This window comes from Kitasatospora sp. CB02891 (assembly GCF_002803145.1).
GTDB classification, from domain to species: domain Bacteria; phylum Actinomycetota; class Actinomycetes; order Streptomycetales; family Streptomycetaceae; genus Kitasatospora; species Kitasatospora griseola.
The window spans coordinates 85,465-108,347 of record NZ_NNBO01000001.1 but is presented as its reverse complement, the minus strand read 5'-3'; the positions used below and the strand labels follow the sequence as shown (position 1 = coordinate 108,347).

The window sequence follows — 22,883 nt, the reverse complement described above, 5'->3', positions numbered from 1 at the left end:
GACGAATAGTCAACTCGGGCTCTGGACAAGCCATTACCCGTGAGTAAATCTCGGGTGATGTGACCGAACCCACCGCCACCGCGCCCACCGCCCGCCCCGCGCGCCGCCAGGTCATCCAGGCGGCCGCCCTCACCGCTGGCGCCCTCGCCCTGCCGCTCGCCGCCACCGCCGGCAGCGCAGCCGCCGCCGGCGGGGCCCAGTTCCTGCACGGCGTCGCCTCCGGCGACCCGCTGCCCGACGGCATCCTGCTGTGGACCCGGGTCACCCCCGGCGCCACCGCCGTGCCCGGCTCCGGACTCGGGCCCGGCACCGCCGTCCAGTGGCAGCTCGCCACCGACCGCGCCTTCACCGCCGTCGTCGCGAGCGGCACCGTCACCACCGCCGCCGCCACCGACCACACCGTCAAGGCCGACGTCCGCGGCCTGCGCCCCGACACCGCCTACTGGTACCGCTTCCTGGCCGGCGACGCCGTCTCGCCCGTCGGCCGCACCCGCACCGCCCCCGCCACCGACGCCGCCGTCGACCGACTGCGCCTGGGCGTCGCGTCCTGCGCCAACTGGGAGGCCGGCTACTTCTCCGCCTACCGCCACCTGGCCGCCCGGGGCGACCTGGACGCCTTCCTGTTCCTCGGCGACTACATCTACGAGTACGCCTCCGGCGCGTACGGCACCCGCGGCACCGTGGTGCGTCCGCACGCCCCTGCCAACGAGATCATCACACTCGCCGACTACCGCACCCGGCACGGCCGTTACAAGACCGACCAGGACCTGCAGGCGCTGCACGCCGCCGTCCCCACCATCGCCATCTGGGACGACCACGAGTTCGCCAACGACGCCTGGTCGGGCGGCGCCGAGAACCACACCCCCGGCACCGAGGGCGACTGGAGCACCCGGGTCGCCGCCGCCAAGCAGGCCTACTTCGAGTGGATGCCGGTCCGCCCGTCCATCGCCGGCACCACCTACCGGCGGCTGCGCTACGGCAAGCTCGCCGACCTGCACCTGCTCGACCTGCGATCGTTCCGCTCGCAGCAGGCCGGCATCGGCGACGGCGACGTCGACTCCGCCGACCGCAGCATCACCGGCCGGGCCCAACTCGACTGGCTGAAGTCCGGGTTGGCGGCCTCCGACACCACCTGGCGGCTGGTCGGCAACGAGGTGATGATCTCGCCGGTCGCCTTCCTGTCACTGCCGGACTACCTGCTGCGCCCGCTCGCCCAACTGCTCGGCCTGCCCGGAGAAGGACTGGCCGTCAACACCGACCAGTGGGACGGCTACACCCACGACCGGCGCGAACTGCTCGGCCACCTGAAGGACCACCGCATCACCAACACGGTGTTCCTCACCGGCGACATCCACTCCGCCTGGGCCTGCGACGTGCCCTTCGAGGCCGCCACCTACCCGGCGTCCGGCAGCGCCGCCACCGAGTTCGTGGTCACCTCCGTCAGCTCCGACAACATCGACGACATCCTCAAGGTCGCCCCGCACACGCTCTCCCTGGTGGCCGTCGCCGCGATCCAGTCCGCCAACCGGCACGTCAAGTGGACCGACCTGGACTCGCACGGCTACGGCGTCCTCGACCTCACCGCCGAACGGGCGCAGATGGACTACTACGTCCTCTCCGACCGCACCAAGCCCGACGCCACCACCAAGTGGGCCCGCTCGTACCGCACCCGCAGCGGCACCCAGCAGATCGAGCGCGTCAACGCCCCGGTGAACTGACCGGCGCGCGGCACGGCCGGGGCCGGCGGATCTCTTTCCGGGCCCCGGCCGTGTTGCCGACGGATCGCTTCCGGCCCGGGCCGGGGCTTGCCGGCGGACGGTCAGCGGCGGGTGGTGGTCCGGTTGAACAGTCGGCGCGACCAGACGTAGCCGACTGTGCCGATCCCCGCGCACCAGGCCAGCGACACCCAGCCGCCGGAGCCGACCGGCGTCCCGGACAGCAGGCCGCGCAGGGTCTCGATCATCGGGGTGAACGGCTGGTACTCGGCGAACAGGCGCAGCCCCGGCGCCATCGAGCCGGCCGGCACGAACGCCGAGCCCAGGAACGGCAGGAACTGAATGAGCAACGGCTTGTTGCTGGCCGACTCCACGGTCTTCGAGATCAGCCCGAGCGCCACCGACAGCCAGGTCACGGCCACCGCGATCGCGAGCAGCAGCCCGAACGCCGCCGCCCACGCCGCCGCGCCCGCGTGCGGCCGGAAGCCGACCGCCAGGGCCGCCGCGACCACCAGCACCAGCCCGACCAGGGTCTGGACGACACTGCCGATCACATGGCCGGTCATGAACGAGGACCGGACGATGTTCATCGTGCGGAAGCGGTCGATGATGCCGCCGGTCATGTCGGAGCAGATCGCCACCGAGGTGGCCATCGAACCGCCCGCCACACCCATCACCAGGATGCCGGGCGTCAGGTAGGCCAGGTACGCGTCGCGCCCGCCGCCGGGGCCGGAGCCGAGGCTCGCACCGATCGAGTCGCCGAAGGCGAAGACGAACAGCAGCAGCATCAGGATCGGCGTCATCGCCTGACTGAACGTCAGTGCCGGGTAGCGGGCCGCGTGCTTGAGGTTGCGGCGCAGCATGGTCATCGAGTCGTGCGCGGCCAGGGCGAGAGTGCTGCTCATCGCGGGGTCTCCTCGGCGGCAGGTCGGCGGGAACCGTGCGGGGTGCCGGTGCCGGTGCCTGTGCTTGTGTTGGTGTCGGCGCCGGCGTCGGAGCTGGTGTCAGCGTTGGTGCCGGTGCCGGTGCCGGTGCCGGTCAGGGCGAAGAAGACGTCGTCGAGGTCCGGGGTGTGCACGGAGAAGTCGGCGGCGGGGAGGCCGGCCGCGTCCAGTCGGTCGATCACGCTGCGCAGGGCGGCCAGACCTGCGTCGCCGGCGATGCGCAGGGCGAGGTTCTCCTCGTCCCGGCTCGCGCCGGGGAAGGCGGCGCAGGCGCGTGCGAACCCGGCCGGGTCGGCGAGGCGCAGGCGGACGTGGCTGCCGGGGATGCGCGCCTTCAGCTCGTCGGCGGTTCCCTCGGCGACGATCCGGCCGCCGTCCAGGACGGCGATCCGGTCGGCGAGTTGGTCGGCCTCCTCCAGGTACTGGGTGGTCAGGAAGACCGTGGTGCCGCCCGCGACCAGGCCGCGCACGGTGTCCCACATGGTGCGGCGGCTGCGCGGGTCGAGACCCGTGGTCGGTTCGTCCAGGAAGATCACCTGCGGGTCACCGACCAGCGTCATGGCCAGGTCGAGCCGGCGGCGCATCCCGCCGGAGAAGGTCGCGGCGCGCCGGCCGGCCGCCTCCGCGATGTCGAACCGCTCCAGTAACTCCCTTACCCGGGCGCGCCCTTGGGGGCGCGGCAGGCGCAGCAGGTCGGCCATCAGGAGGAGGTTCTCCTCGGCCGTGAGCAGGTCGTCCAGGGCGGCGAACTGCCCGGTGACCCCGATCGCCGACCGCACCCCGTCGGGGTCGGTCAGCAGGTCGTGGCCGGCGATCTGCGCCTGGCCGCCGTCGGCGCCCACCAGGGTGGAGAGGATCTCCACGGTGGTGGTCTTGCCCGCGCCGTTCGGTCCGAGCAGCGCGAACACCGTCCCGGCGGGGATGGTGAGGTCGATGCCGTCGAGGACGGTCCGGTCGCCGTACGACTTGCGCAGGCCGATCGCGGTGACGGCGGGGGTGGTGCCTGGCGCCTTTCCGTGCCTGGGTGTGGGCATGACAAATGGAGGCATGTGCCCTCCCGGTTGAGCGGCGTGAACGGGTGTGCGTGAAACAGAAACCGAATGAGCGTCAGTCGCGGGCGCGACGAATGTCGATGTTGCCGTAGCGGGTGCGGGCCCGGATCTCGACCGTCTCCTCGTGCTGCTCCGGGGCGTCCGCGGCGGAGAGCGAGTTGCGGACCTGGCCGCGCTGCGCGCCGACCTCCAGCCAGGCCGCGGTGCCGGCCCGGACGCCGACCTCGATCGCGCCGAAGCCGGTCTCCAACTGAACGCTGCCGCGAGCGACTTCCCCCACCAGCAGGGTGCCGCGGGCCGTACTGGCGTGCAGCGAGGCCGCGGCCCGTTCGACGGTGATGTCGCCGTTGGCGCCACTCACCTGCAGGTCGTCGGCGGCGAGCGCGACAGTGGTGCTGCCGTACGAGTTCTTCACCACCGCCGGGCCGTCCAGCAGCCCCACCCGGACGCTGCCCGAACTGGTGGTGATCTCCGCCAGGCCGTGCACCCGGTCGACGGCGATCGACCCGTGTGCCGCCGTCACCCGCAACGGCCCGGTGCTGTCCAGCCGGACGTCACCGGACGCGGTCTTCACCTGCACCTCGCCCAGCCGGCCCTCGCCCAGCACCTGGGTCCACGCGCCGCCGGCCTCCAGCCGTGAGCCGGCCGGAAGTTCGACCGCGACGTCCACCGTGCCGGTCCGCCCCAGCAGATGGCGCTGCTTGGGCGTGCGGACGGTCAGCACGCCGCCGGCGAAGCCGATCTCGGTCTGCTCGGCGGCCCGCACGTCCGCCTCGCGATCGGGGTCGCGCGGCCGGGCCGCCACCACGGTGTCGGCGCGGTCGGTCGCGATGACGTGCACCGAGCCCGCGGACACCTGGGCGTTCAGCGAGATCGGCTCGGGAGTGTCGAAAGAAGGCATGGCGATACCGTCCTCACGGGTCGTCAGAGGAGTCGGGGATTTCGGGCTTGATGGTGGGGGTGGTGCGGGGCTCAGCGGACCCAGCCCGTGAAGCTCCGGCCGAACGCCTGCGAGCGCTCCGCCGGCCCCCGCGCCCGGCCCCCGTCCTCGACGGCGGACGCCACCGCCCGCACCAGCCAGGCATTGACCGACAGCCCCTCGCGGGCGGCCGCCGCCTCGGCCCGCGCCTTCAACTGGGCCGGCAGCCGCAGATTGATCCGGGCCGTCCCCCCGTCGTCCTCGACGCCGGACGGATCGGCCGGTGGCAGGGGGGCCGGCGGGAGGAAGGCCGGCGGGAGACCGGCGGGCCCGGTCGGGGCGCTCTCGGCGAGCGGCGCAGTGACCACGAAGTCCGGGTCCAGGCCCCGCAGTCGCACATCGACCGACCCCGGGGCGAGCTCGCGCGTGACCTCGGCCATCGCATCCGACAGCACATTGAGCATGGCCAGCCGCACCGCCGACTCCAACGGCGCCGTCAACCGATCGGCCAACGCCCGAGCATCGGCCCCTCCGGCCTCGGCGGCCACGGCCAACTCGCGCCGGAGGTTGTCGACATACGGGGTGAGGTCCATGGCTCCATCGTGGCACCAATCTGATGCCACATCAACTCCTTTGGTGTCAGTGGCTGGTGGCTTGACGGCGAGATGCGAGATGACCTGCGGGGATGGCTCGCCGGATGACGAGTGGGGCTGCGGTTCGAGGCGGTGCCATGCGGTGCCACACGGTGCCATGTGGTGCCGCCTCTGGATGCGGACACCCGCGGTGCGGGCTCCGGCGCGGCGATTACAGCCCCGCCGCATGGTGTGGCGTTCGTGCGCCGACGGCCCTGTCCGGCTGTCGGGCCAGGTCGTCACCTCGGCGGTTCGTCGGCCCACAGGCGGACTGTCGGTACGAGTGGCGGCAGGGGTTCGGTGTACCGATGGAGCGCCAGAGCCTCCTCGACGCGGCCCAGGACGACGAGTTGCTCGGCCAGGGTGTCGAGGTTTTCGCCCTCGTGCAGGCGGAGGGCGGCGACGGCCTCCTCGGTGCGGCCGGCCGTGGTGAGGAGTTGTGCGAGGTCGGAGGCCGCGTACGAGGTGGTGCCTTCGGGGTGGGAGCGGGCCTGCGCGATGGCCGCGTCGACTCCGAGGTGGGCGGCGAGCAGTGGCAGCCGGAGCCGGTACAGGTCCCACGCCTCCTCGCCGTTGCGCAGCGTGGCGAGGGCGTCGAGGTGGGCCAGGCCGTCGGCGGGGCGGCCCTGGGCGAGGTACTGGTCGACGAGAGCGTGGAGAGTCCAGTCGTCCCCGGAGTGGGCGTCGGCCCGGGCACGGAGTGTGCCGAGCGCCTCCTCGCCCCGGCCGTGGCGGGCCAGGAGTCGGGCGAGTCCGGGTGCCGAGTGCGCCCGCCCGCTGTGCTGCCGGTACACCGCGATCGCGCCGGGGACGTCCCCGCGCTCCTCCAGCAGCTGCGCCAGCCGTTCCGCGGCGGCGTCCCGTCCGTCACCCGCCGCGTAGGTGCGCAGCTCGTCGATGCGGTCGTGCCGGGCCAACAGCTCGGCCAACTGGTCGTGGCCGTTGGACGAGGCGAAACGCCGACGTGCGAGCAGGGCGATCGCTTCGTCCACGCGGCCCTGCCGCTCGCGGATCGTGGCGAGCAGGCCGAGCGCGGTGTCGGTGTCGAAACCGTTGCAGCACCACGGGAAGTCCGAGCACCGGTGGGCGTCGACCCGGGCGGTGAGCAGTTCGGCGGCTTCCTCGTCGCGGTCGGTGACGTGGGCGATGTCGACCAGGACGTCGGCGATGGACGACTTGCCGACGTGCGGCAGCAGCAGGTCGAACGCCTCGGCGGCTCGGCCGTGGCGGGCCAGCAGACGGGCGTAGTGCTCCAGTCCGTTCGGGTGTCCGAGGGCCGTGCGGGCCCGGACGGTCTCGATCGCCTCGTCGACCCGTCCCCAGGCCTCCAGCAGCTCGGCCAGCGCCACGACCGCCGTCCACCGGCCCGTCGCGGCGTACGGGGCGAGGACGGCGGTCGCCTCGGCCGGACAGCCCCGCTCGGCGAGCAGCCGGGCCCAGGCCTGTGCGCAGAACCATTCGCCGCGGCCCGCCCGGTCCGCCACCACGGCGGCATGACCGTGTGCCAGCAGGCGGGAGACCAGTTCCGGCGGGATGCAGCGGGAGACCGTCCGGGCCCGGTGCTCAAGATCATTGGCGTCCACGGCCCGCACCGTAGTGCCGGTCACCGACACGGCACCGGTCCGGCGACCCGGGGTGGTGCTGATGGTGCGTCATGGCATCGATCGGACCGGCAGATAGCATCGCGGCAAGCAACCGCCGACGGGGGAGGACCGCAGTCATGACCGAGGAACGCCGCACCCGTTGGTGGCAGCGTCGGGCCGCCGCCGAGCCCGTCGGGGAGTCCGGGTTCGATGTGGTGCGGCGCGGATACGACCGGCAGCAGGTGGACGCGCATCTCGCGTTGCCGCCCGGGCAGCGGCCGCGGCCGGCCGCGTTCGACATCGTTCGGTTCGGCTATGAGCGCAGGCAAGTTGACGAGGCGTTGCGCGAGCTGGGCTGAACGTTCTTGCAGGGCTCCCAGGTTGAGGTGCCGCCGAAAATCCTTTGCGGTCGAACCGGTTGGCGTGCGATCTTGTGCGCGTCGTCGAAGGAGGGTGCCCATTGGAGCTCTTCGCGTGCGCGCACTGTGCGAGCGCACTCACCCGGCCGGTCAGCCGGGTCCGGTTCCCGCCGTACGCCCATCACCAGATCGGCAACGGTGTGCAGTTGCCGGCCCTGTTGGACCTCGGGAACTACGCGGTCGACCCGGATCCGTTCGGCCCGCCCTGGCGGCCGTGGGGCGAGTTGACCGAGGGCGAGGCGGAGACGCGCGGCTATTACGCCCCCGTTCACCACTGGGTGTCCGACGGCGCGGCCGGGCGGATCCTGCTGGCGCCCGGCGACGACATCGGCACCGCGCTGATACTCGATCGCGCCGGCGGCGCCTGCTGCGGCCTCACCGCCCATGGCGGTCCCAACGTGGCCTGCGCCCGTTGCGGGCACCCCGTCGGCGCACTCTCGGACGACTGCTCGTTCTGGCAGGCCGTCTGGCTGGAGCCCGATGCGGTCCGCGCGGTCCCCGCCGGCCCCGAGCCGCCCGTCGTGGAGTGGACGGACGTGGTCCACGAGCGTTTCGCCGTTCCCCCGGTCGATGCGGACGGCCGCTGGAACTACCGGTGCAGGCAGGAGATCTGCGTGACCGTCGTCGACCTGGTAGTCGCCGCCGACGGCGCTCCCGTCGTGTTCGACGACGAGGAGGCCGCCGCCCTGTTCGGCCGAGCCCTGAGCCACTACGTGATCGGTGCCGAGGGGCCCCCGAAGCACTGCGCGCTGTACGGCCCGGGCCGCCCGCCGGCGGCCCGGCACCCCGCATTGGCCCTCGTCCCGCGGCATCCGCAGACCGGCCGCCCCTGGCCCACCCCGTCCGGCGTCACCGGCGTCCCGCTCGACGTCGAGGTCTGGCGGTGCCTCGCCTTCCCCCGCACCCGCTCCGCCGTCCGCGTCCCGGGCCGGCTGCGCGCCGAGATCGACCGCGACGATCCGCCCTCACCATGCCGGCGCGGCGCAGTGCGGTTCGACTCCCGGCTGATCAGCGACCTGCTGGCCCGGCACCCCGCCGTCCGCCGTCCGGCCGTGCAGGCCGCCCACCGGGTCGGCGATGAGTTCTGGTGGTACTGACGGGGCGCGTGACGGTCGGATGTCCTTTCGGACAACGACCGCGAGGCCGGCCGAAGGTTCGTCAACCCAGGCGGGTGAACGATCCGGTTCGAGCCCCCTGGGCTGCCGGGCCACTGGACGCACCGGCCGTGGAGATCTCCTTCGAGACGACCTGTCCGGTCCCTGCGTAGGGCTGCGAGAGGCATCGCACCGCGTCCTCGCAGGTGTTGGCCGCGTGCGCCGGGGAGGCGCCCGTGAAGGCACCGGCGGCGAGGACGAGCGCGGCGGCGAACGACTCGATCCGGCGGGTCAGGCGGGTCAGGCGGTGGAGCTTCATGGTGCGTGGGACCTTTCGAACGGCACTGCGGGAGGGGCAGCCCGTACCGCGCGAGCGCTCGCCTCGGCCGGCCAATGGCGGCGGCGGTCACGGTGGTTCGGGTACCGGCACGATGATGGCGGCCCGACGCGGCCCCGATCGATGCGAGAGTGCTGCGACTCGGCCGATCGGGTGGTACGTACTACCGCGTCCCGGCGCGCGCCCGCCCGAACTGCGCCACCGTGCGCGCCGCGAGCGGGTGCGGAGCCCGGGGCTGCGCGTCCCCGTTGCGGCCGGAGGTCAGACCCGGACCGCGCGGACCCGGTCGGCCGCCAGGTGCAGTTCGTACGGCAGGCAGCAGTCCGAGCAGAGCGTGGCCACCAGGGTTCCGCAGGCGCACAGTTGGTTCATTCCGCCGTTCGGTGTCGCCCCGCAGCAGGCCGCCGAGGCGTGGCGCACTTCCAGACCGAAGGCGTCGTCGGGATTGAGGACGATGCTGCCCCGCGGGCCTCGCGGGATCAGCGGCTGCCCGTTGGCGTCGGGCACACGCTCGCGAGGCACGACCCCCGCACCGGTCGACATGAGCGGGCCGCACGGCCCGGTCTCGACCGCGAAGCAGCCCGCCGGCACCGTCGCCGGCGACGGTCCCGGTGTCTCGGCCTCCCACCAGGCGTGGAACGGCGGCGGGGGGACGGCGGGCAACTGCCGCAGCGCCCCGGTCAGGGCGGCGTCGCAGGCGGCGCACCGGAAGACGGTCAGTCCGGTGTCGGCGGCCGGGTCGAGCTGTTCGTGCATGTGTCGACCGTATCGAGCCGGACGGGCCGTCACCCGGGCGAGTGGGAAAGGGGCCGTCGCGAGGCGTAGGTTCGGGGGCGGTGATCCACAACTGACGGGTGGTGGTTGAAGGATGGGCGAGGCGCATCCGCTGCTGGGGTACTTCCTGGACGCGGCCGAGGGCAGCTTTCCGCCGGTGGACGGCGGGGTGACGGTGGTTCCGCCGCTCGGGGGCGGACTGGAGGGCTCGGTGGCGTTCACCGGGCACGCGGTGGTGGCCACGGCGCGGTCGGCGGCCGAGGTGGAGGCGCAGGGGCCGGACGGGTTCGGGGGGTCGATGGGGCCCGACTTCCTGCGGTACCTGGCGGGGCCCGGCGGCTGGATCGGCTGCATCGACGCGACGCTGGTCGCCCGCGGCCGGGGCGGCCCCGCCCAACTGGGGCCGCTGGACGGCGCGGACGGCCACCCGCGGGTGCAACACGCCCGGGAGGTGCGCACGGACGTGGGCGTGTACGGGGACGGGCGCGGGCTGGTGACGCTCGCTCAAGGGCTGGCCGGAAGGCGGGAGTTGAGCATCGAGCTGCACCGGCCGGACGACCCCGGGCCGGGCCGCGGGCGCTCGCTGATCGCCGACGCGCTCACCCTCGTCCCGGACGGCGAACCGGTGTTCGCCGCCGTCTCGCCCGGCAATGCCCGCTCCCTGCGCGCCTTCCTCGCCTGCGGCTTCACCCCGATCGGCAGCGAAGTCCTGCTGCGCCCGCACCGACCCGACCCGGCTCGACCTGCGTAGCGGGTGTGCCGCGGTCTTCACGGACAGTGACGGCGTCGATGGCGGGGGAGGGGCGGGAGCCCGCGGTCGGGGCTAGCGTGGACGGTGGGCCGGTCGGCGGCGAGTGCCTCCGGCCCGACACCGGTCGGCATGCATAGCCGGCCGCCGTCCCCCGGGAGCCGCCGTGAGCAACCAACCCCAAGGCCTGGAAGAACTGGGCCCGATCGACTATCTGGTGATCTCGTTCCCGGGCAGCCGACTGACCGGCGAGGGAATGCCCCTGCTGGTCGACCTGGTCGACCGGGGCATCATCCGGATCCTCGACCTGACGTTCGTCCGGAAGGGCGCCGACGGCACGATCGCGGGCGTCGAGATCGGCGACCTCGACGGGGACGGGCAGCTGGACCTCGCCGTGTTCGAGGGCGCCTCCTCCGGCCTGCTCGGCGACGCCGACCTCGCCGAGGCCGGCGCGCTGCTCGACCCCGGCGACTCCGCGGTCGTCCTGCTCTACGAGAACCGGTGGGCCGCCCCGCTGGCCGCCGCGCTGCGCCGGGCCGACGCCCGGATGCTCGCCGGCGGCCGCGTCCCGCTGCAGGACCTCGTCGAGGTGCTCGACGCGATCGACGAGCTCGGGACCACGAGCTGACCGGGCCGCTCGCCCGGTCCGCCGGGGAGCGGTCGAAGCGCACGTGATCGAACAGGAAAGGTGGAACAACCATGCCCGGACTGCTCCGCGGCGTCGCCCGTACCGCGGTCGTCGCCGGAACCGCCACCGCCGTCTCCAACCGGGTCTCCCGTCGGCAGGCCGGCCGGTGGGCCCAGCAGGACGCCCCGCAGGTCGTCTACGCGGAACCCGCCCCGCCGCCGCAGGCGCCGGCGCAGACGAGCGCCCCGAGCATGGAGGAGAAACTCGAACAGCTCCAGCAGCTCGCCGCGCTCAAGGAGAAGGGCGTGCTCACCGAGCAGGAGTTCGCCGCGCAGAAGGCGCGGATCCTCGGCGGCTGACGCCGGACGGCCGCCGGTCCGCCACCGGGGAACGGATGAGCCGGGCAGCCCGGGAGGCGCAGTGAACAGGTGGAAGCCGCTGGTCGTCCTCGGGACGGCGCAGTTCCTGATGGTGCTGGACGCCTCAGTGATGAACGTGTCGATCAGCCAGCTGGTCGCGGACTTCCACACGGACGTGACCACCATCCAGGCCGTCATCACCCTCTACACCCTGGTGATGGCGGCCTTCATGCTGACCGGCGGCAGGATCGGCGACATGATCGGCCGCCGACGGGTCTTCGTGATCGGCCTGTTCGTGTACGGCATCGGCTCCGGCCTGACCGCGCTCGCCCCGACCGTCGGCGTGCTCGCGCTCGGCTGGTCGGTGATCGAAGGACTGGGCGCGGCGCTGGTGCTGCCGGCGCTGGCCGCCCTGGTGGCCGGCTCCTACCAGGGGCGCGAGCGGGCGATCGCCTACGGCGTGGTCGGCGGCCTGGCCGGCGCGGGCATCGCCGTCGGGCCGCTGCTCGGCGGCTGGGTCACCACGTACCTGACCTGGCGGCTGGTGTTCGCGGGCGAGGTGGTCCTGGTCGTCGCGATCCTCACGGTGATGCGCTGGATCCCGCCCCAGCCCGCACCCACCGAGCGGACCGGGCTGGACGTGCTCGGAGCCGTGCTGTCCGCCGCCGGCCTGGCCCTGATGGTGCTGGCCGTCCTGCAGAGCGGCACCTGGGGCTGGGTCCAGCCGCGCAACCCGCCGTTCACCGTCCTCGGCTTCGCGCCGACGCTGTTCGCCATCGGGCTCGGCGCCGCGCTGCTGTACGCGTTCTGCGTCCACGAACGGCACCGGGAGCGCAGCGGCGGGACACCGCTGGTCTCGCTGGACCTGTTCGGCAACCGGCCGCTGCGCGCGGGGCTCGTGACGCTGTTCAACCAGAACACCGTGCTGCTCGGACTGTTCTTCGTCATCCCGCTCTACCTCCAGGTGGTGCAGGGGCTGGACGCCTTCCAGACCGGACTGCGGCTGCTGCCGGTCTCCGTGACGATGCTCGCCACCTCGATGTGCGGCTCGCTGGTGCTGCGGTTCGCCTCGACCCGGACGATCGTCCGGCTGGGCCTGCTGGTGCTGCTCGCCGCCACACTGTGGCTGATCACCGCCATCGGGCCGGAGCTGAAGGGCGGCTCGTTCGCGGGCGCGATGGCCCTGCTCGGCATCGGCCTGGGCATGCTCGCCTCCCAGCTGGGCAACACGGTGCAGTCCAGCGTCCGGACGGCGGAACGCAGCGAGGCCGGCGGCCTCCAGTACACCGCGCAGAACCTCGGCTCCTCGCTGGGCACGGCGCTGATCGGCGCGCTCCTGGTCGGAGCCCTCGCCGCGTCCGTCACCACCCGGATCGAGAGCGACCCGAGGGTGAGCGCGGCCGTCGCACAGGAGACCGTGACGCACGTCGCGGCGGGAGTGTCGTTCGTCCCCGCCGACCAGGTCGCCACCGCCCTGGCCGCCCGGCCCGACGTGCCGCCGCAGGAGGCCGAGGCGATCGTCGGCCACTACCGGGACGCGCAGATCCAGGGCCTGAAGTCCGCCGTCCTCGCCTGCACGGTGATCACCGCCGGCGCGCTGCTGTTCACCCGCCACCTCCCCACCACCCGCGAGGCGCTCCAGCCACCGGACTGACGGCCCCGCCTCAGCGCGGCCTGCGCGCCGCGAGTCGCCAGGCGCCCTGCTGGACGAGCAGGGTCAGCACCCCGGCCAGGACGATCCCCGACAGGTTGAGGGCGAGCTGCACGGCGGAGCCCCAGCCCTGCGCGTACTCGCCGTAGGCGACCGCCACGGCGGCGTTGGCCGCGGCCGGCACGGTGGTGACCGAGATCGCCACCCCGACCAGCGCCGACGCCTTGGCCGAGGTCAGCGACAACAGGCCCGCGACACCGGCGAGGAAGGCCACCACGAAGGACATGGCGTCCGGCTGCCAGATGAACGAGGTGTTGGGGCGGGCCGCGGCGAACTTGGCGTCGCTGAACAGCCCGAGGGCGTCCATCAGCAGCGCGAACCCCACGGTGAGGACCATCGCCACGGTGAACCCGACCACCAGGGCCAGCAGCGAGCGGAGCGCGGGGCGGGCCCGGCGCTGCACGACGGCGACGCACAGCCCGGCCAGCGGACCGAACTCCGGGCCCACGGCCATCGCGCCGACCACCAGGATCGCGCTGTCCAGGACGGCGCCGCAGGCGGCCAGCATGGTGGCGACCGTCAGCAGGGTGAGGAAGACCCAGCTCAGCGTGGACTCCTCGTGGACGATCCCCGACACCTCCTCCCACACCAGCGCGTCCGCGCCCTCGCCCGGGGCCTGCTGCTCCGCCTCCTCGGCCGCCCGCGAGATGGTCAGCCCGGCCTCGTCCATGGTGATGGCCCCGCGCTCGGCCAGGCCCAACGCCCTTAGCTCACCGAGCAGTTCGTCGACAGACTCGCGCGCCACGTCGCACAGCACCAGATCGCCGGCCGGTCGGACCGCGCCGCCGGGCAGCACCGCGACGTGGGCGACGCCGACGCAGGCGTCCAGCCGGTCGAGCACCTGCGCACGCAGGTCGGCGGGAACGATGAGTCGAAGTTGAAGCAAGGAGTCCTCCGGGCGGTCGTACTGTCCGCCAAACCCTAGGCCCTGTCGGCCCCGGGCCCCGGCCGGGAACAGGGGCGGGCGGCTCACTCCGCGTAGCGGGCCGCCAGGGTGCGGGCGGTGGCGGCGAGGCGGGCGCGAAGGGCGGGCGGTTCGAGGACCTCGATGTCGGCGCCCAGGCGGAGGAACTCGCGGTGCGCGTGGTCGACGGACTCGATCGGGACCAGGGCCTGCGTCCAGCCGTCGTCGGCCGGTGCGACGCCGAGGCGGCGGGCGCCCTCCGGGGTGAGGCGGACCAGGGCGTGGCCGGTGTGCAGGCGGGCCCGGAAGTCGGCCAATCGGGCGGCCCAGCAGGCGGCCAGGGAGAAGTCCGCAGGGACGGTGAACTCCTCGTCGAGGCAGGTGAGTTCGAGGATCTGGTCGATCCGGTAGGTGCGCGGCCCGGCCGCCACCAGGTACCAGCGGCCGGCCTTCAGGACCAGCCCGTACGGCTCGACCCGCCGGGTGATCTCCTCCGGGGCGCGCCAACGGCGGTAGCGCATCAGCACCGCGCGCCGCGCCCACACCGCACCCGCCACCGCCGTCAGGTGCGGGGTGGGGTCGGCGTCTGCGTACCAGCCGGGCGCGTCGAGCAGGAAGCACTCCTGGATCCGGTCGGCGTGCGCACGCGCCTGAGCGGGGAGGGCCGCGCGCAGCTTGAGCCGGGCGGTGGCGAGGGCCTCGCCGAGGCCGAGTTCGGCGGCGGCGCCCGGCAGCGCGGCGAGGAACGCGGCCTGCGCCTCGTCGGCCGTCAGCCCGGTGAGGCGGGTCCGGTAGCCGTCCACCAGGCGGTAGCCGCCCGCGTGCCCGGCCTCGCCGTACAGCGGGATGCCGGCGGCGGCCAGCGCCTCGACGTCCCGGTAGACCGTCCGGACGGAGACCTCCAGCTCCTGCGCCAGCTGACGGGCCGTCAACCTCCCTCGGCCCTGGAGCAGCAGCAGGAGGGTGACCAGTCGGCTCGCACGCATGCGCGGAAGTGTCCCGCGCTCCACTGACAGCAGATGTCAGGGGAGCGGCCCTAGCCTGCCACGCATGAGGACCACGACCCCCATCCGGACCGGAGCGGCAGCCGCGTGAACATCGTCGAACTCCGCCAGTACACCCTGCACCCCGGCGCCCGGGACACCTTGATCGACCTGTTCGAGCGGGAGTTCGTCACCGGCCAGCAGGCCGTCGGCATCGCACTCGGCGGCCGCTTCCGCGACCTGGACGATCCCGACCGCTTCGTCTGGATCCGCGCCTTCCCCGACATGACGCAGCGTCGGCGCGCCCTGGAGGCGTTCTACACCGGCCCGGTGTGGCGGGCGCACCGCGACGCGGCCAACGCCACGATGATCGACAGCGACGACGTCCTGCTGCTGCGCGGCCCCGGCTACACCCCCGCGCCCGGCCTCCGCGAGGTGGGCGTGACGATCTGCCGGCCGCCGTCCGCCGCCGAGTTCGACGCCTACGCCGGCCGGCACCTGGCACCCGAACACGCCCTGCACCGCACCGAACACGCCGTCAACGACTACCCGCAGCTGCCCGTCCGCACCCGCCTCGACGTCCGCGTCTGGTTCGGCCCGGCCGAGCCGCCGCCGTGGACGCCCCTCCAACGCCTGCGGCTGGCGCCGGTGTCGTAGCGGAGGCTCTAGGGTCGAGGGATGACGGACATCGAACCGCCGGGCGGCGCCCGGCCCGGTGACGGGGAGATCGCCGAGGGCTGGGCGGAGCCGTGGCGGCCCGGGCAGGTCGCGTCGCGGTTGGCGGGGCTCGAAGTGCCGTGGTGCGTGGCGGCGGGGTGGGCGCTGGACCTGTTCCTCGGGCGGGAGAGCCGGCCGCACGGGGATCTGGAGATCGCCGTGCCTGCGGCCGCGTTCGAGGAAGTGCGGGGCCGCTTCCCGGAGTTGGAGTTCGACGCGGTCGGCTCCGGCACGGTGTGGCCCGCCGCCGGGCCCGCGGCGCTCGCCGCCACCCACCAGACCTGGGCGCGCGAACCGGCGAGCGGCCGGTGGCGGTTCGACGTCTTCCGCGAGCCGCACGACGGCGCGACGTGGATCTGCCGACGTGACCGGTCGCTGCGCCTGCCCTACGCGGAGGTCGTCGAGCGGACCGCCGCCGGCATCCCGTACCTGCGGCCCGAACTGGTGCTGCTGTTCAAGGCGAAGGCGACCCGCCCCAAGGACCGGGCCGACTTCGACCGCGTCCTGCCGCACCTGTCGCCCGACCGCCGCAGGGCCCTCGTCGGTTGGCTCGCCCGCGTGCACCCGGGCCACCCCTGGCTGGAGCGGGCGGCCGGCTGAACGGCCGTCAGCCGACGTGCCGGAAGGTCTCGGGGACGGGCAGCGAGGCCCAGCGGGGGAGCGGCCAGACCAGGACACGGGCGCGGCCGACGACGTGGTCGGTGGGGACGAAGCCGCCGCCCGGGTTGTGGAGTTGCTGGAAGCGGGAGTCGGCGGAGTCGTTGCGGTGGTCGCCCATCACCCACAGGTGGCCGGGCGGGACGGTGACGGTGCCGACGGGGTAGTCGTCGCAGGGCGTCGCGCCGGGGTAGACGTACGGCTCGTCCAGGGCCGCGCCGTTGACGGTCAGGGGCCGGCCGGCGCGGCAGTCCACGGTGTCGCCGCCGACCGCGACGACCCGCTTGATCAGGTCCTTCTCGTCGGCGGACGGCGCCAGCCCGACCCAGCTCAGCGCGCTGCGGACGCCGCCGAGGACACCCCCGGCGCCCGGCTCCGGAGGGAGCCAGCCGCCCGGGTCGCGGAAGACCACCACCTCGCCCCGCTGCGGAGTGTCCCCGAGCCAGGGGCTGAACTTGTCGACGGCGACCCGGTCGCCCTTCTGCAGGGTGCCCATCATCGAGCCGGACGGGATGACGAAGACCTGGAACACGAAGGTCTTCAGCACGAACGCCAGCACCAGCGCCACCGCGGCCGGCACCACCAGCCCGCGCAGCGCCGAACGCCGACCCGCGGGCCGGTCGGTCGTGATCAGCGCCCGCAGCCGGGCGGAGGTGGCGGTGAGCAGCACGGAGCGGTGCGACAACGGACGACCCTTCCCCCGGAGGCCGGCCGGCCCCTGGCGGGTCCGGCCGGGCGCCATCGTACGAACCCGGCCCGTCGGGGGAACGTAAACGGCTGTCACCCGCACCCGGTACCGTGCCTCAACTCCCCTGGTACGACAGGCAAGAAAGGTTCACCCGTGACGACCGATACCGACCTCGGCGGATGGGACGCCGCGCTGGCCGAGGCCTTCGCGACACTGCTCGGCGACGGCGCGGCGGCAGACCCGGCCGCCCGCTACGGGGCGTACTACGCCTCGGAGAGCCTCGACGAGTTCCTGTTCCCCAACTCCTGGGCCGGCGCCGACGCCCTGGCGGCTGCGGAGCCCCGGTACCTGCCAGACCCGGACGGCCCGCACCCGTTCTCGCCGTGGAACTGGCAGTTCGACCTGAGCGCGTCGCTGTTCCGCTTCGACCCCGACCTGCTGGCCGCGACGGGCGCGTGGGGCGAGGACGGGCACAAGGGCCCCCGGCCGTTCGACGAGGCCTTCGTCGCCGACCTGCGCGCCGTCGCCGCCGTGGACGCCTCGGACGCGGCGGTGGTGCGGGGCGCGGAGCTGGGGCCGCTGCTGCGCCGGCACGGCGTCGACCTGACCGACGAGAGCTTCCGGAAGCTGAACTACTGGCTGACCGTCGTGCTGCGGGTCGCCACCGACGGCACCCTGGACGGGGCGATGCGGGCCGCCACCTTCACCGGGCGCGGCCCCGGACACCTGGTGACCGGGCACGACCTGCGCACCGACCGTGCCGCCGCCGAGCCCTGGGAGAAGCGGCTGGGCGCGCTCTCCCACCCGGGGCTCCGCGACCACCTGCGGCCGCTGTGCCGCTCCGAGGCCGACGCGCGCAGTGAGGGCGGGTTCTGCAGCGGCTCCGAGCACTGGCCGTGGAGCGACGTCGTGGACGCGGTCGGCTGCTCGCTCGTCATGGGCTGGGGGTTCGGCGAGTCCCAGGCCGGTGTCGCCGTGGTGCGGCTGCCCGCCTGACGGAACGCCGGAGGCGGGTGGTGCCGCGGCCCGTCCCCCAACCGGCCGCGACGCCACCCGCCAGATGATGCTGTGCCCCGAGGCTAGACGCGCTGCCAGAGGGCGGGGACCACGTCCGGCGTCCAGGTGCTCTGCGACAGGTGGGCCTGCACGCAGCGGTAGCTGACGCCGTTGTAGGTGACCACGTCACCCACGTTGTAGTTGACCCCGGCGGCCCAGGTGCCGCCGCCGTTGCCGCCGCCGTTCACCACGAGGGTGAAGGTGGTGGCGTGGGTGGCGGAGGCGCCGGTGCCGGTCAGGGTGATGGTGTAGGTGCCGGCCGGGGTGGAGGCCGAGGTGGCGACCGTCAGGGACGAGCTGCCGCCGCTGGAGACGGTGGACGGGCTGAACGAGACGGTGGCGCCCGACGGCGCGCCGCTCGCGGTCAGCGCCACGCTCTGCGCCGCACCGGAGGTGGTGGCGGTGGAGAGCGTCGCCGTCGCGGACGAGCCGGCCTGGACGGTGCCGGTGGCCGGGTTGACCGAGACGCTGAAGTCGTTCATCGGCGTGGTGCCGCCGACCGAGGTCTTCCAGATCGCGTATGCCACGCCGTCGGCGTTGCGGTTCAGCACCGTCGCGTCGACGTTCGAGGTGGTGTCGCAGGACTGGTGGTAGCAGGAGTCGTACGAACGGCCCGCCGTGCCGCCCCACTTGGCGGCCTGACCGGACGTCTTGACGGCGTCCGCGCCCGCCGCGTAGCCCGAGGTCGGGATGCCGCCCTGCTGGAACGAGTAGTCGTCGGAACGGCCCTGGCCCTCGACGTTCTCCTCCGGCTGGAGGTTGAGGGAGTCCCAGTACGCCTTCAGCGGGGCCGCGGTGGCCGAGTTGACGTTGTTGATGAAGTAGCCGGCGTTGGTCGAGCCGACCATGTCGAAGTTGTAGTAGCCCTTGATCGCCGAGCGCTGGGTCGAGGACAGCTGGCCCACGTAGTACTGCGAACCCTGCAGGCCCTGCTCCTCACCGGCCCACCAGGCGAACCGGACGTGCTTGGTCATGGTCGGGTTCTGCTGCGCCAGGACGAGCGCGTTCTCCAGCAGCACCGCGGAACCGGAGCCGTTGTCGTTGATGCCCGGGCCGGCCGAGACCGAGTCCAGGTGCGCGCCGAACATGGTGACCTGGTCCGACGGGCCGCCCGGCCAGTCCGCGATCAGGTTGTTGGAGGTGTAGCTGCACGAGGTGCAGGTCTGCTCGGTGACGGTGTAGCCCGCCGCCTGCAGCTTGCCCTTGACGTACGCCAGCGACTGCGTGTAACCCGCGCTGCCCGCCCGGCGGTTGCCGCCGTTCTGCTGCGCGACGGTGTACAGCTGGCTCAGGTGCGCCTGGACCTTGGCCACGTCGATGTCCGGGGCTGAGCCGCCGGGGTTGCCGCCGCCGTTCACCGTCAGCTGGTACTGCGCGGTGTGGGTGGCCGGACCGGAGCCGGTGACGGTCAGCGGGTAGGTGCCCGCCGGGGTGTTCGCGCCGACGCTGATGCTCAGCGTCGCCGAGCCGCCGGACTGCACGGAGGACGGGGAGACGGTGGCGGTGGTGCCGCTCGGCGCGCCGCTGACGGACAGCGAGACGGTCGCCGCCGGGGCGGTGACGATCGCGGTGGAGACCGTCGCGGTGGTCGAGCTGCCCGCCTGCACGGTGCCCGCGGCCGGGCTCAGCGCCAGCGAGTAGTCACTGGTGGGGTTGCCCACGCAGGTCGGGTCGCCGGGCTGGGCCGGCACGCTGACGGCGTCCCAGGCGGCCTTGGTGCGGTTGAAGAAGTTGCAGGTGGAGTCGAGGTTCTTGGCCGCCGTCAGGGTCGCGGTGCGGTACTTCTTGTACGTCATGCCGCTGGTCTTCAGCAGCATGCCGCCGTAGAAGACCCGGCCCGCGTCCCGGATGCCGATGCCGGTCACGCTGGAGGAGTTGCAGGTCGGGCTGGACGGCTTGCCGCCGCCCGGGTTCGAACCCTCCGCCAGCAGGTAGAACCAGTGGTTCAGCGGGCCGGCCGCCGCGTGCTCCTCGGTGTTCGGGATGGACGCCGAGTAGCAGTTCGGGTTGCCGGATATCTGCGAGGGGTTGTACATCACCCGGATCGGGCCCTGCCCGACCAGGTTGATCATCTCGCCGACGGTGTAGTCCGGGGAGTCGTACGGGGCCGGCTCGTTGGCGTACGCCTCGGTCAGCGCACCCATGATGTCGCCGGTCGCCTCGCCCAGGCCCGCCTCGTTGCTGGACGCGCCGCCCGGCGTGTACTGGTCGAGGCCGTGGCCGAACTCGTGGCCCACCACGTCGATCGCGGCGATCCACTCGTTGGCCTGGCTGTGGCCGATCGAGATGGTCGAGCCGTCCCAGTACGCGTTGACGTCGTTCAGACCGACCTTCACCGGCCAGCTGCCGCCGTTGCCGTTGTGGCCGTTGCGACCCAGCCAGTCGCGGAGCATGTCCCATTCCTTCTGCGCCGCGAACATCGCGTCGGCGCAGCCGGTCTCCTTCGAGGTCGCGGCGCCCGTGCCCCAGGAGTCGGAGGACTTGGTGAACACCGAACCGGTCGAGTAGTCCGAACACTGCAGGCCCGGACGGTTCGGGTCGCGCAGCGAGAACGAGCTGCCCGATCCGGTGGTGGAGATGGTCAGGCCCGCGGGGCCGTTCCACTTGCTGTTGATGGTGCCGGCCTTCACGTCGTCGTAGCTGTCGGCGACCTCGCCGGTGATCGCGTCGACGAACACGTGCAGGTGGCTGGGCCGGTTCTCGTTCGAACCCGACAGCACCGACTCCCAGGCCAGGCGCGAGGTGCCGTCCTTGACCCGGACCACCAGGCGCGGGGCCTCCGCGGAGTCGACCTTCGCCAGCCGCGCGCGCGCCGCCTGCTCGGCGGCCGCCGCGCTCACCTTGGCCTTCGTCGGCACACCGACCGGGCCGGACGCCGCGTTCTGCACCGCCCGGACCTTGCCCTGGCCGTCGGCGAGCACCACCGCGTCGCCGCCGACCACCGGCAGGCCCTTGTAGGTGCGCTCGTACGACACCGAGTACAGGCCGCCGAGGAAGGGGGTGACGGACTGCCGTTCGTACGCCTCGTCAGGACCCTTGGCCAGCGCGTCCAGACCGGCCGACGCGGCCAGGTCCGCGGCCGAGACCGCCGCGGCCAGTGGCGTCGGCGCAAGCGGGGCGGGGGTCGGGGCGGCGGACGCCTGCCCGGCGAAACCACCCAGCATGCCGCCCAGCACGGCCAGGGTGGTGCCGGCGGTCAGCAATCTGCGTTTCATTCAGAGCTCCATTGGTGTGGGGTACCACGGGGTGTGGGGGTGCCCGGAACCCTCACACCGTCGCCATGCCCCGGTCAACGGGGTGGACAGGGCCCGTCAAGAGCTGGCAAGTTCCGTCAAATACCCCGACCCCGAACCAAGTTGGCAAACAATTGGTACAGACCACGCCATGTACGCAGCCAGGGTCGGTTGGTACGGTCTCGATACCGCCCCCCGCACGGGCGGGCGCAGCGGAGCCTTCGGGGAGGTAGCGGCGAATGCTGGGCGCAATCGACCCGGTCGCGACGCCGGACAGCAGCAGTGGCCTCGACATCGCCACGGGCAGCGGCGGCTGGCAGGAGTTCGGCGCACTTCTGCGCCACTGGCGGCGCCACGCCGGCTGGACCCAGGCCCAACTCGGCGCCGCCGTCGGCTACGACCACACCGCCGTCAGCCGCCTCGAACACGGCGCCCGCCGCGCCACCCCCCGACTCGTCCGCCGGCTCGACGAACTCCTCTCCACCAGCGGCGAACTGACCCGCTGCTACGGACGCGCCGAGACCGCCGAGGCGGACCGCCCCGCCGTGCCCGCCCACCTGCTGCGCCCGCCGCTGCCGCCCGGCGACAGTGCGACGGGGCCCGTCGCCGCCGACCACTGCCCGACCAGGCTGCCCCACCACGACCTGCAGTGCCCGCTGCACGGCGCCGCCGGTTGCCAACTCCCGCCCCCCGCAACGGCACTGGCCCTGCACGCGGCGTTCTGCGACAACCCCGCGGCGCCGCTCGACACCGACACCGTGCACGCCCTCGCCGCCGTCCTCGGCGCCCAACTCCACAGCGCGGAACGGGCGATGGGCGAACGGGGCCCCGGCGCGGTGATCGAGGCCACGCTGCGCGCCGTGATCGCCCGGCTCGCCGACGCCCCCACCCGGCACCGCCGGGTGCTCGCCCGCCTCGCCGCCGAACACGCCCACGCCGCAGGCAGCCTGCGCCTGCACGGCGGACGCCCCGCCACCGCGATGGCCTGCTTCGACCGCGCCGTCGGCTGGGCCGTGCTGGCCGGCGACCCCGCCACCCAGGTCGCCGCGCTCAGCGACATGGCCGTGCTCGGCCTGCTCGACGACGACCCGTGCTCGTCCCGCGCCTACGCCCGGGAGATCCGTCATGCCGCACCGGGACACCACTGGTCCGGCGCGCTCTCCCAGATCGGCGAGGCCCGGGCCACCGCCCTGGCCGGCGACGTCCGGGCCACCGTCCGCCACCTCGGCCGGGCCCGGCTCCACCTCGACCAGCCCGAGGACGCCTCCTACCTGGTCCCCTGGCTCACCCCGGCCGCCCTGCGGATGCGGATCGAATCCGGGTCCGCCGCCGCGCTGCGCGACCTCGCGGTCGCGAGCAACGACCCCCGCCTCGCCCGCCGCGCCCTCGTCGCCGCGCACACCGCGCTCGACCTGCTGGGCACCGGCGAACTCCCCGCCGCCCGCGCCATGCTGACCGCCCGCATCGCCGACTGCCACCTCTGCCAGGACGACCCGTACACCGCCGTCGCCACCCTCACGCCCCTCCTCGACACCCCGCCCGCCGCCCTCCCTGCCCTGGTCCGCCACGAACTGCGCGGCCTGCGCGCCCGACTGGCCGCCGGCGCCCCCCGCTGGGGCCACGCCGTCGCGGAGACCGCGGCCCGGCTCGACGCCGCGATCTGACGGGGGAGAGGGGCGGGCGGTCGGTCAGCGGGCGGTCGGTCAGCGGTCGGGCAGCGGTCGGGCAGC

At 73.6% G+C, this 22,883-nt stretch carries 22 protein-coding genes; 11 read left to right on the top strand and 11 right to left on the bottom strand.

What is annotated here, in order from left to right; genetic code table 11:
- The first annotated feature begins 59 nt into the window (after positions 1 to 59).
- Positions 60 to 1,718 carry an alkaline phosphatase gene (locus tag CG736_RS00530; protein WP_100584149.1) on the top strand — a complete coding sequence of 553 codons (1,659 nt, stop codon included), beginning with the start codon at positions 60 to 62 and terminating at the stop codon, positions 1,716 to 1,718.
- 101 nt (positions 1,719 to 1,819) lie between these two features.
- Here CG736_RS00530 and CG736_RS00525 read toward each other — a convergent pair whose 3' ends face one another.
- The 5 genes from CG736_RS00525 to CG736_RS00505 form a co-directional block, all read right to left on the bottom strand.
- Complete coding sequence (locus CG736_RS00525) at positions 1,820 to 2,620, bottom strand: ABC transporter permease (protein ID WP_100584148.1); 801 nt, start codon at positions 2,618 to 2,620, stop codon at positions 1,820 to 1,822.
- Positions 2,617 to 3,693, bottom strand: coding sequence for an ATP-binding cassette domain-containing protein (locus tag CG736_RS00520; RefSeq protein WP_369879696.1), 1,077 nt, complete (start codon positions 3,691 to 3,693; stop codon positions 2,617 to 2,619). The genes CG736_RS00525 and CG736_RS00520 overlap by 4 nt, the downstream gene beginning before the upstream one ends.
- Positions 3,694 to 3,766: 73 nt before the next feature.
- On the bottom strand, positions 3,767 to 4,612 hold the full coding sequence (locus tag CG736_RS00515) for a DUF4097 family beta strand repeat-containing protein (RefSeq protein ID WP_100584146.1): 846 nt from the start codon (positions 4,610 to 4,612) through the stop codon (positions 3,767 to 3,769).
- Between the two features lie 71 nt (positions 4,613 to 4,683).
- The gene (locus CG736_RS00510) at positions 4,684 to 5,223 is read right to left on the bottom strand and encodes a toxin-antitoxin system HicB family antitoxin (RefSeq protein ID WP_100584145.1); all 540 of its coding nucleotides are present in this window, start codon (positions 5,221 to 5,223) and stop codon (positions 4,684 to 4,686) included.
- Between the two features lie 278 nt (positions 5,224 to 5,501).
- The gene (locus CG736_RS00505) at positions 5,502 to 6,845 is read right to left on the bottom strand and encodes a lipopolysaccharide assembly protein LapB (protein ID WP_232733712.1); all 1,344 of its coding nucleotides are present in this window, start codon (positions 6,843 to 6,845) and stop codon (positions 5,502 to 5,504) included.
- 137 nt (positions 6,846 to 6,982) lie between these two features.
- Between CG736_RS00505 and CG736_RS00500 the strand changes: the two genes are divergently transcribed.
- Together CG736_RS00500 and CG736_RS00495 are read left to right on the top strand one after the other, a co-directional pair.
- On the top strand, positions 6,983 to 7,204 hold the full coding sequence (locus CG736_RS00500; protein WP_100584144.1) for a hypothetical protein: 222 nt from the start codon (positions 6,983 to 6,985) through the stop codon (positions 7,202 to 7,204).
- 101 nt (positions 7,205 to 7,305) lie between these two features.
- On the top strand, positions 7,306 to 8,361 hold the full coding sequence (locus CG736_RS00495; protein WP_100584143.1) for a hypothetical protein: 1,056 nt from the start codon (positions 7,306 to 7,308) through the stop codon (positions 8,359 to 8,361).
- A gap of 61 nt (positions 8,362 to 8,422) precedes the next feature.
- On the opposite strand, the gene CG736_RS00490 is transcribed toward CG736_RS00495, so the two are convergent.
- A complete protein-coding gene (locus CG736_RS00490) occupies positions 8,423 to 8,677 on the bottom strand; it encodes a hypothetical protein (RefSeq protein ID WP_100584142.1) in 255 nt (84 codons plus the stop codon).
- Between the two features lie 279 nt (positions 8,678 to 8,956).
- Entirely contained in the window at positions 8,957 to 9,451 is a 495-nt protein-coding gene (locus CG736_RS00485; protein ID WP_100584141.1) for a hypothetical protein, read from the bottom strand.
- Positions 9,452 to 9,563: 112 nt separating this feature from the next.
- On the opposite strand from CG736_RS00485, the gene CG736_RS00480 reads away from it, so the two are divergent.
- The 4 genes from CG736_RS00480 to CG736_RS00465 all read left to right on the top strand — a co-directional run bounded on the left by CG736_RS00480 (position 9,564) and on the right by CG736_RS00465 (position 12,858).
- On the top strand, positions 9,564 to 10,220 hold the full coding sequence (locus tag CG736_RS00480; protein ID WP_100584140.1) for a hypothetical protein: 657 nt from the start codon (positions 9,564 to 9,566) through the stop codon (positions 10,218 to 10,220).
- A gap of 163 nt (positions 10,221 to 10,383) precedes the next feature.
- Positions 10,384 to 10,845: a DUF6325 family protein gene (locus CG736_RS00475; protein ID WP_232733711.1), complete on the top strand. Its 462-nt coding sequence runs from the start codon at positions 10,384 to 10,386 to the stop codon at positions 10,843 to 10,845.
- 71 nt (positions 10,846 to 10,916) lie between these two features.
- Positions 10,917 to 11,204, top strand: a complete 288-nt coding sequence (locus CG736_RS00470; RefSeq protein WP_100584139.1) for an SHOCT domain-containing protein — start codon at positions 10,917 to 10,919, stop codon at positions 11,202 to 11,204.
- 61 nt (positions 11,205 to 11,265) lie between these two features.
- The gene (locus CG736_RS00465) at positions 11,266 to 12,858 is read left to right on the top strand and encodes an MFS transporter (RefSeq protein WP_100584138.1); all 1,593 of its coding nucleotides are present in this window, start codon (positions 11,266 to 11,268) and stop codon (positions 12,856 to 12,858) included.
- Between the two features lie 10 nt (positions 12,859 to 12,868).
- Here CG736_RS00465 and CG736_RS00460 read toward each other — a convergent pair whose 3' ends face one another.
- Complete coding sequence (locus CG736_RS00460) at positions 12,869 to 13,801, bottom strand: DUF389 domain-containing protein (protein ID WP_100584137.1); 933 nt, start codon at positions 13,799 to 13,801, stop codon at positions 12,869 to 12,871.
- An 83-nt stretch (positions 13,802 to 13,884) separates the two neighbouring features.
- Positions 13,885 to 14,805: a YafY family protein gene (locus tag CG736_RS00455; protein ID WP_100584136.1), complete on the bottom strand. Its 921-nt coding sequence runs from the start codon at positions 14,803 to 14,805 to the stop codon at positions 13,885 to 13,887.
- 105 nt (positions 14,806 to 14,910) lie between these two features.
- On the opposite strand from CG736_RS00455, the gene CG736_RS00450 reads away from it, so the two are divergent.
- Positions 14,911 to 15,459: an NIPSNAP family protein gene (locus tag CG736_RS00450; RefSeq protein ID WP_100584135.1), complete on the top strand. Its 549-nt coding sequence runs from the start codon at positions 14,911 to 14,913 to the stop codon at positions 15,457 to 15,459.
- A gap of 21 nt (positions 15,460 to 15,480) precedes the next feature.
- Positions 15,481 to 16,119, top strand: coding sequence for a hypothetical protein (locus tag CG736_RS00445; RefSeq protein WP_100584134.1), 639 nt, complete (start codon positions 15,481 to 15,483; stop codon positions 16,117 to 16,119).
- Between the two features lie 7 nt (positions 16,120 to 16,126).
- Here the strand turns inward: CG736_RS00445 and lepB are convergent, their stop codons facing one another.
- Positions 16,127 to 16,861, bottom strand: a complete 735-nt coding sequence (gene lepB / locus CG736_RS00440) for a signal peptidase I (RefSeq protein WP_369879690.1) — start codon at positions 16,859 to 16,861, stop codon at positions 16,127 to 16,129.
- 156 nt (positions 16,862 to 17,017) lie between these two features.
- Here lepB and CG736_RS00435 point away from each other — a divergent pair, with 156 nt between their 5' ends.
- Positions 17,018 to 17,860: a hypothetical protein gene (locus CG736_RS00435; RefSeq protein ID WP_100584132.1), complete on the top strand. Its 843-nt coding sequence runs from the start codon at positions 17,018 to 17,020 to the stop codon at positions 17,858 to 17,860.
- A gap of 83 nt (positions 17,861 to 17,943) precedes the next feature.
- On the opposite strand, the gene CG736_RS00430 is transcribed toward CG736_RS00435, so the two are convergent.
- Positions 17,944 to 21,135: a M28 family peptidase gene (locus tag CG736_RS00430; protein ID WP_100584131.1), complete on the bottom strand. Its 3,192-nt coding sequence runs from the start codon at positions 21,133 to 21,135 to the stop codon at positions 17,944 to 17,946.
- A gap of 257 nt (positions 21,136 to 21,392) precedes the next feature.
- On the opposite strand from CG736_RS00430, the gene CG736_RS00425 reads away from it, so the two are divergent.
- Positions 21,393 to 22,817 carry a helix-turn-helix transcriptional regulator gene (locus CG736_RS00425; RefSeq protein WP_100584130.1) on the top strand — a complete coding sequence of 475 codons (1,425 nt, stop codon included), beginning with the start codon at positions 21,393 to 21,395 and terminating at the stop codon, positions 22,815 to 22,817.
- The last annotated feature ends 66 nt before the right edge of the window (positions 22,818 to 22,883 follow it).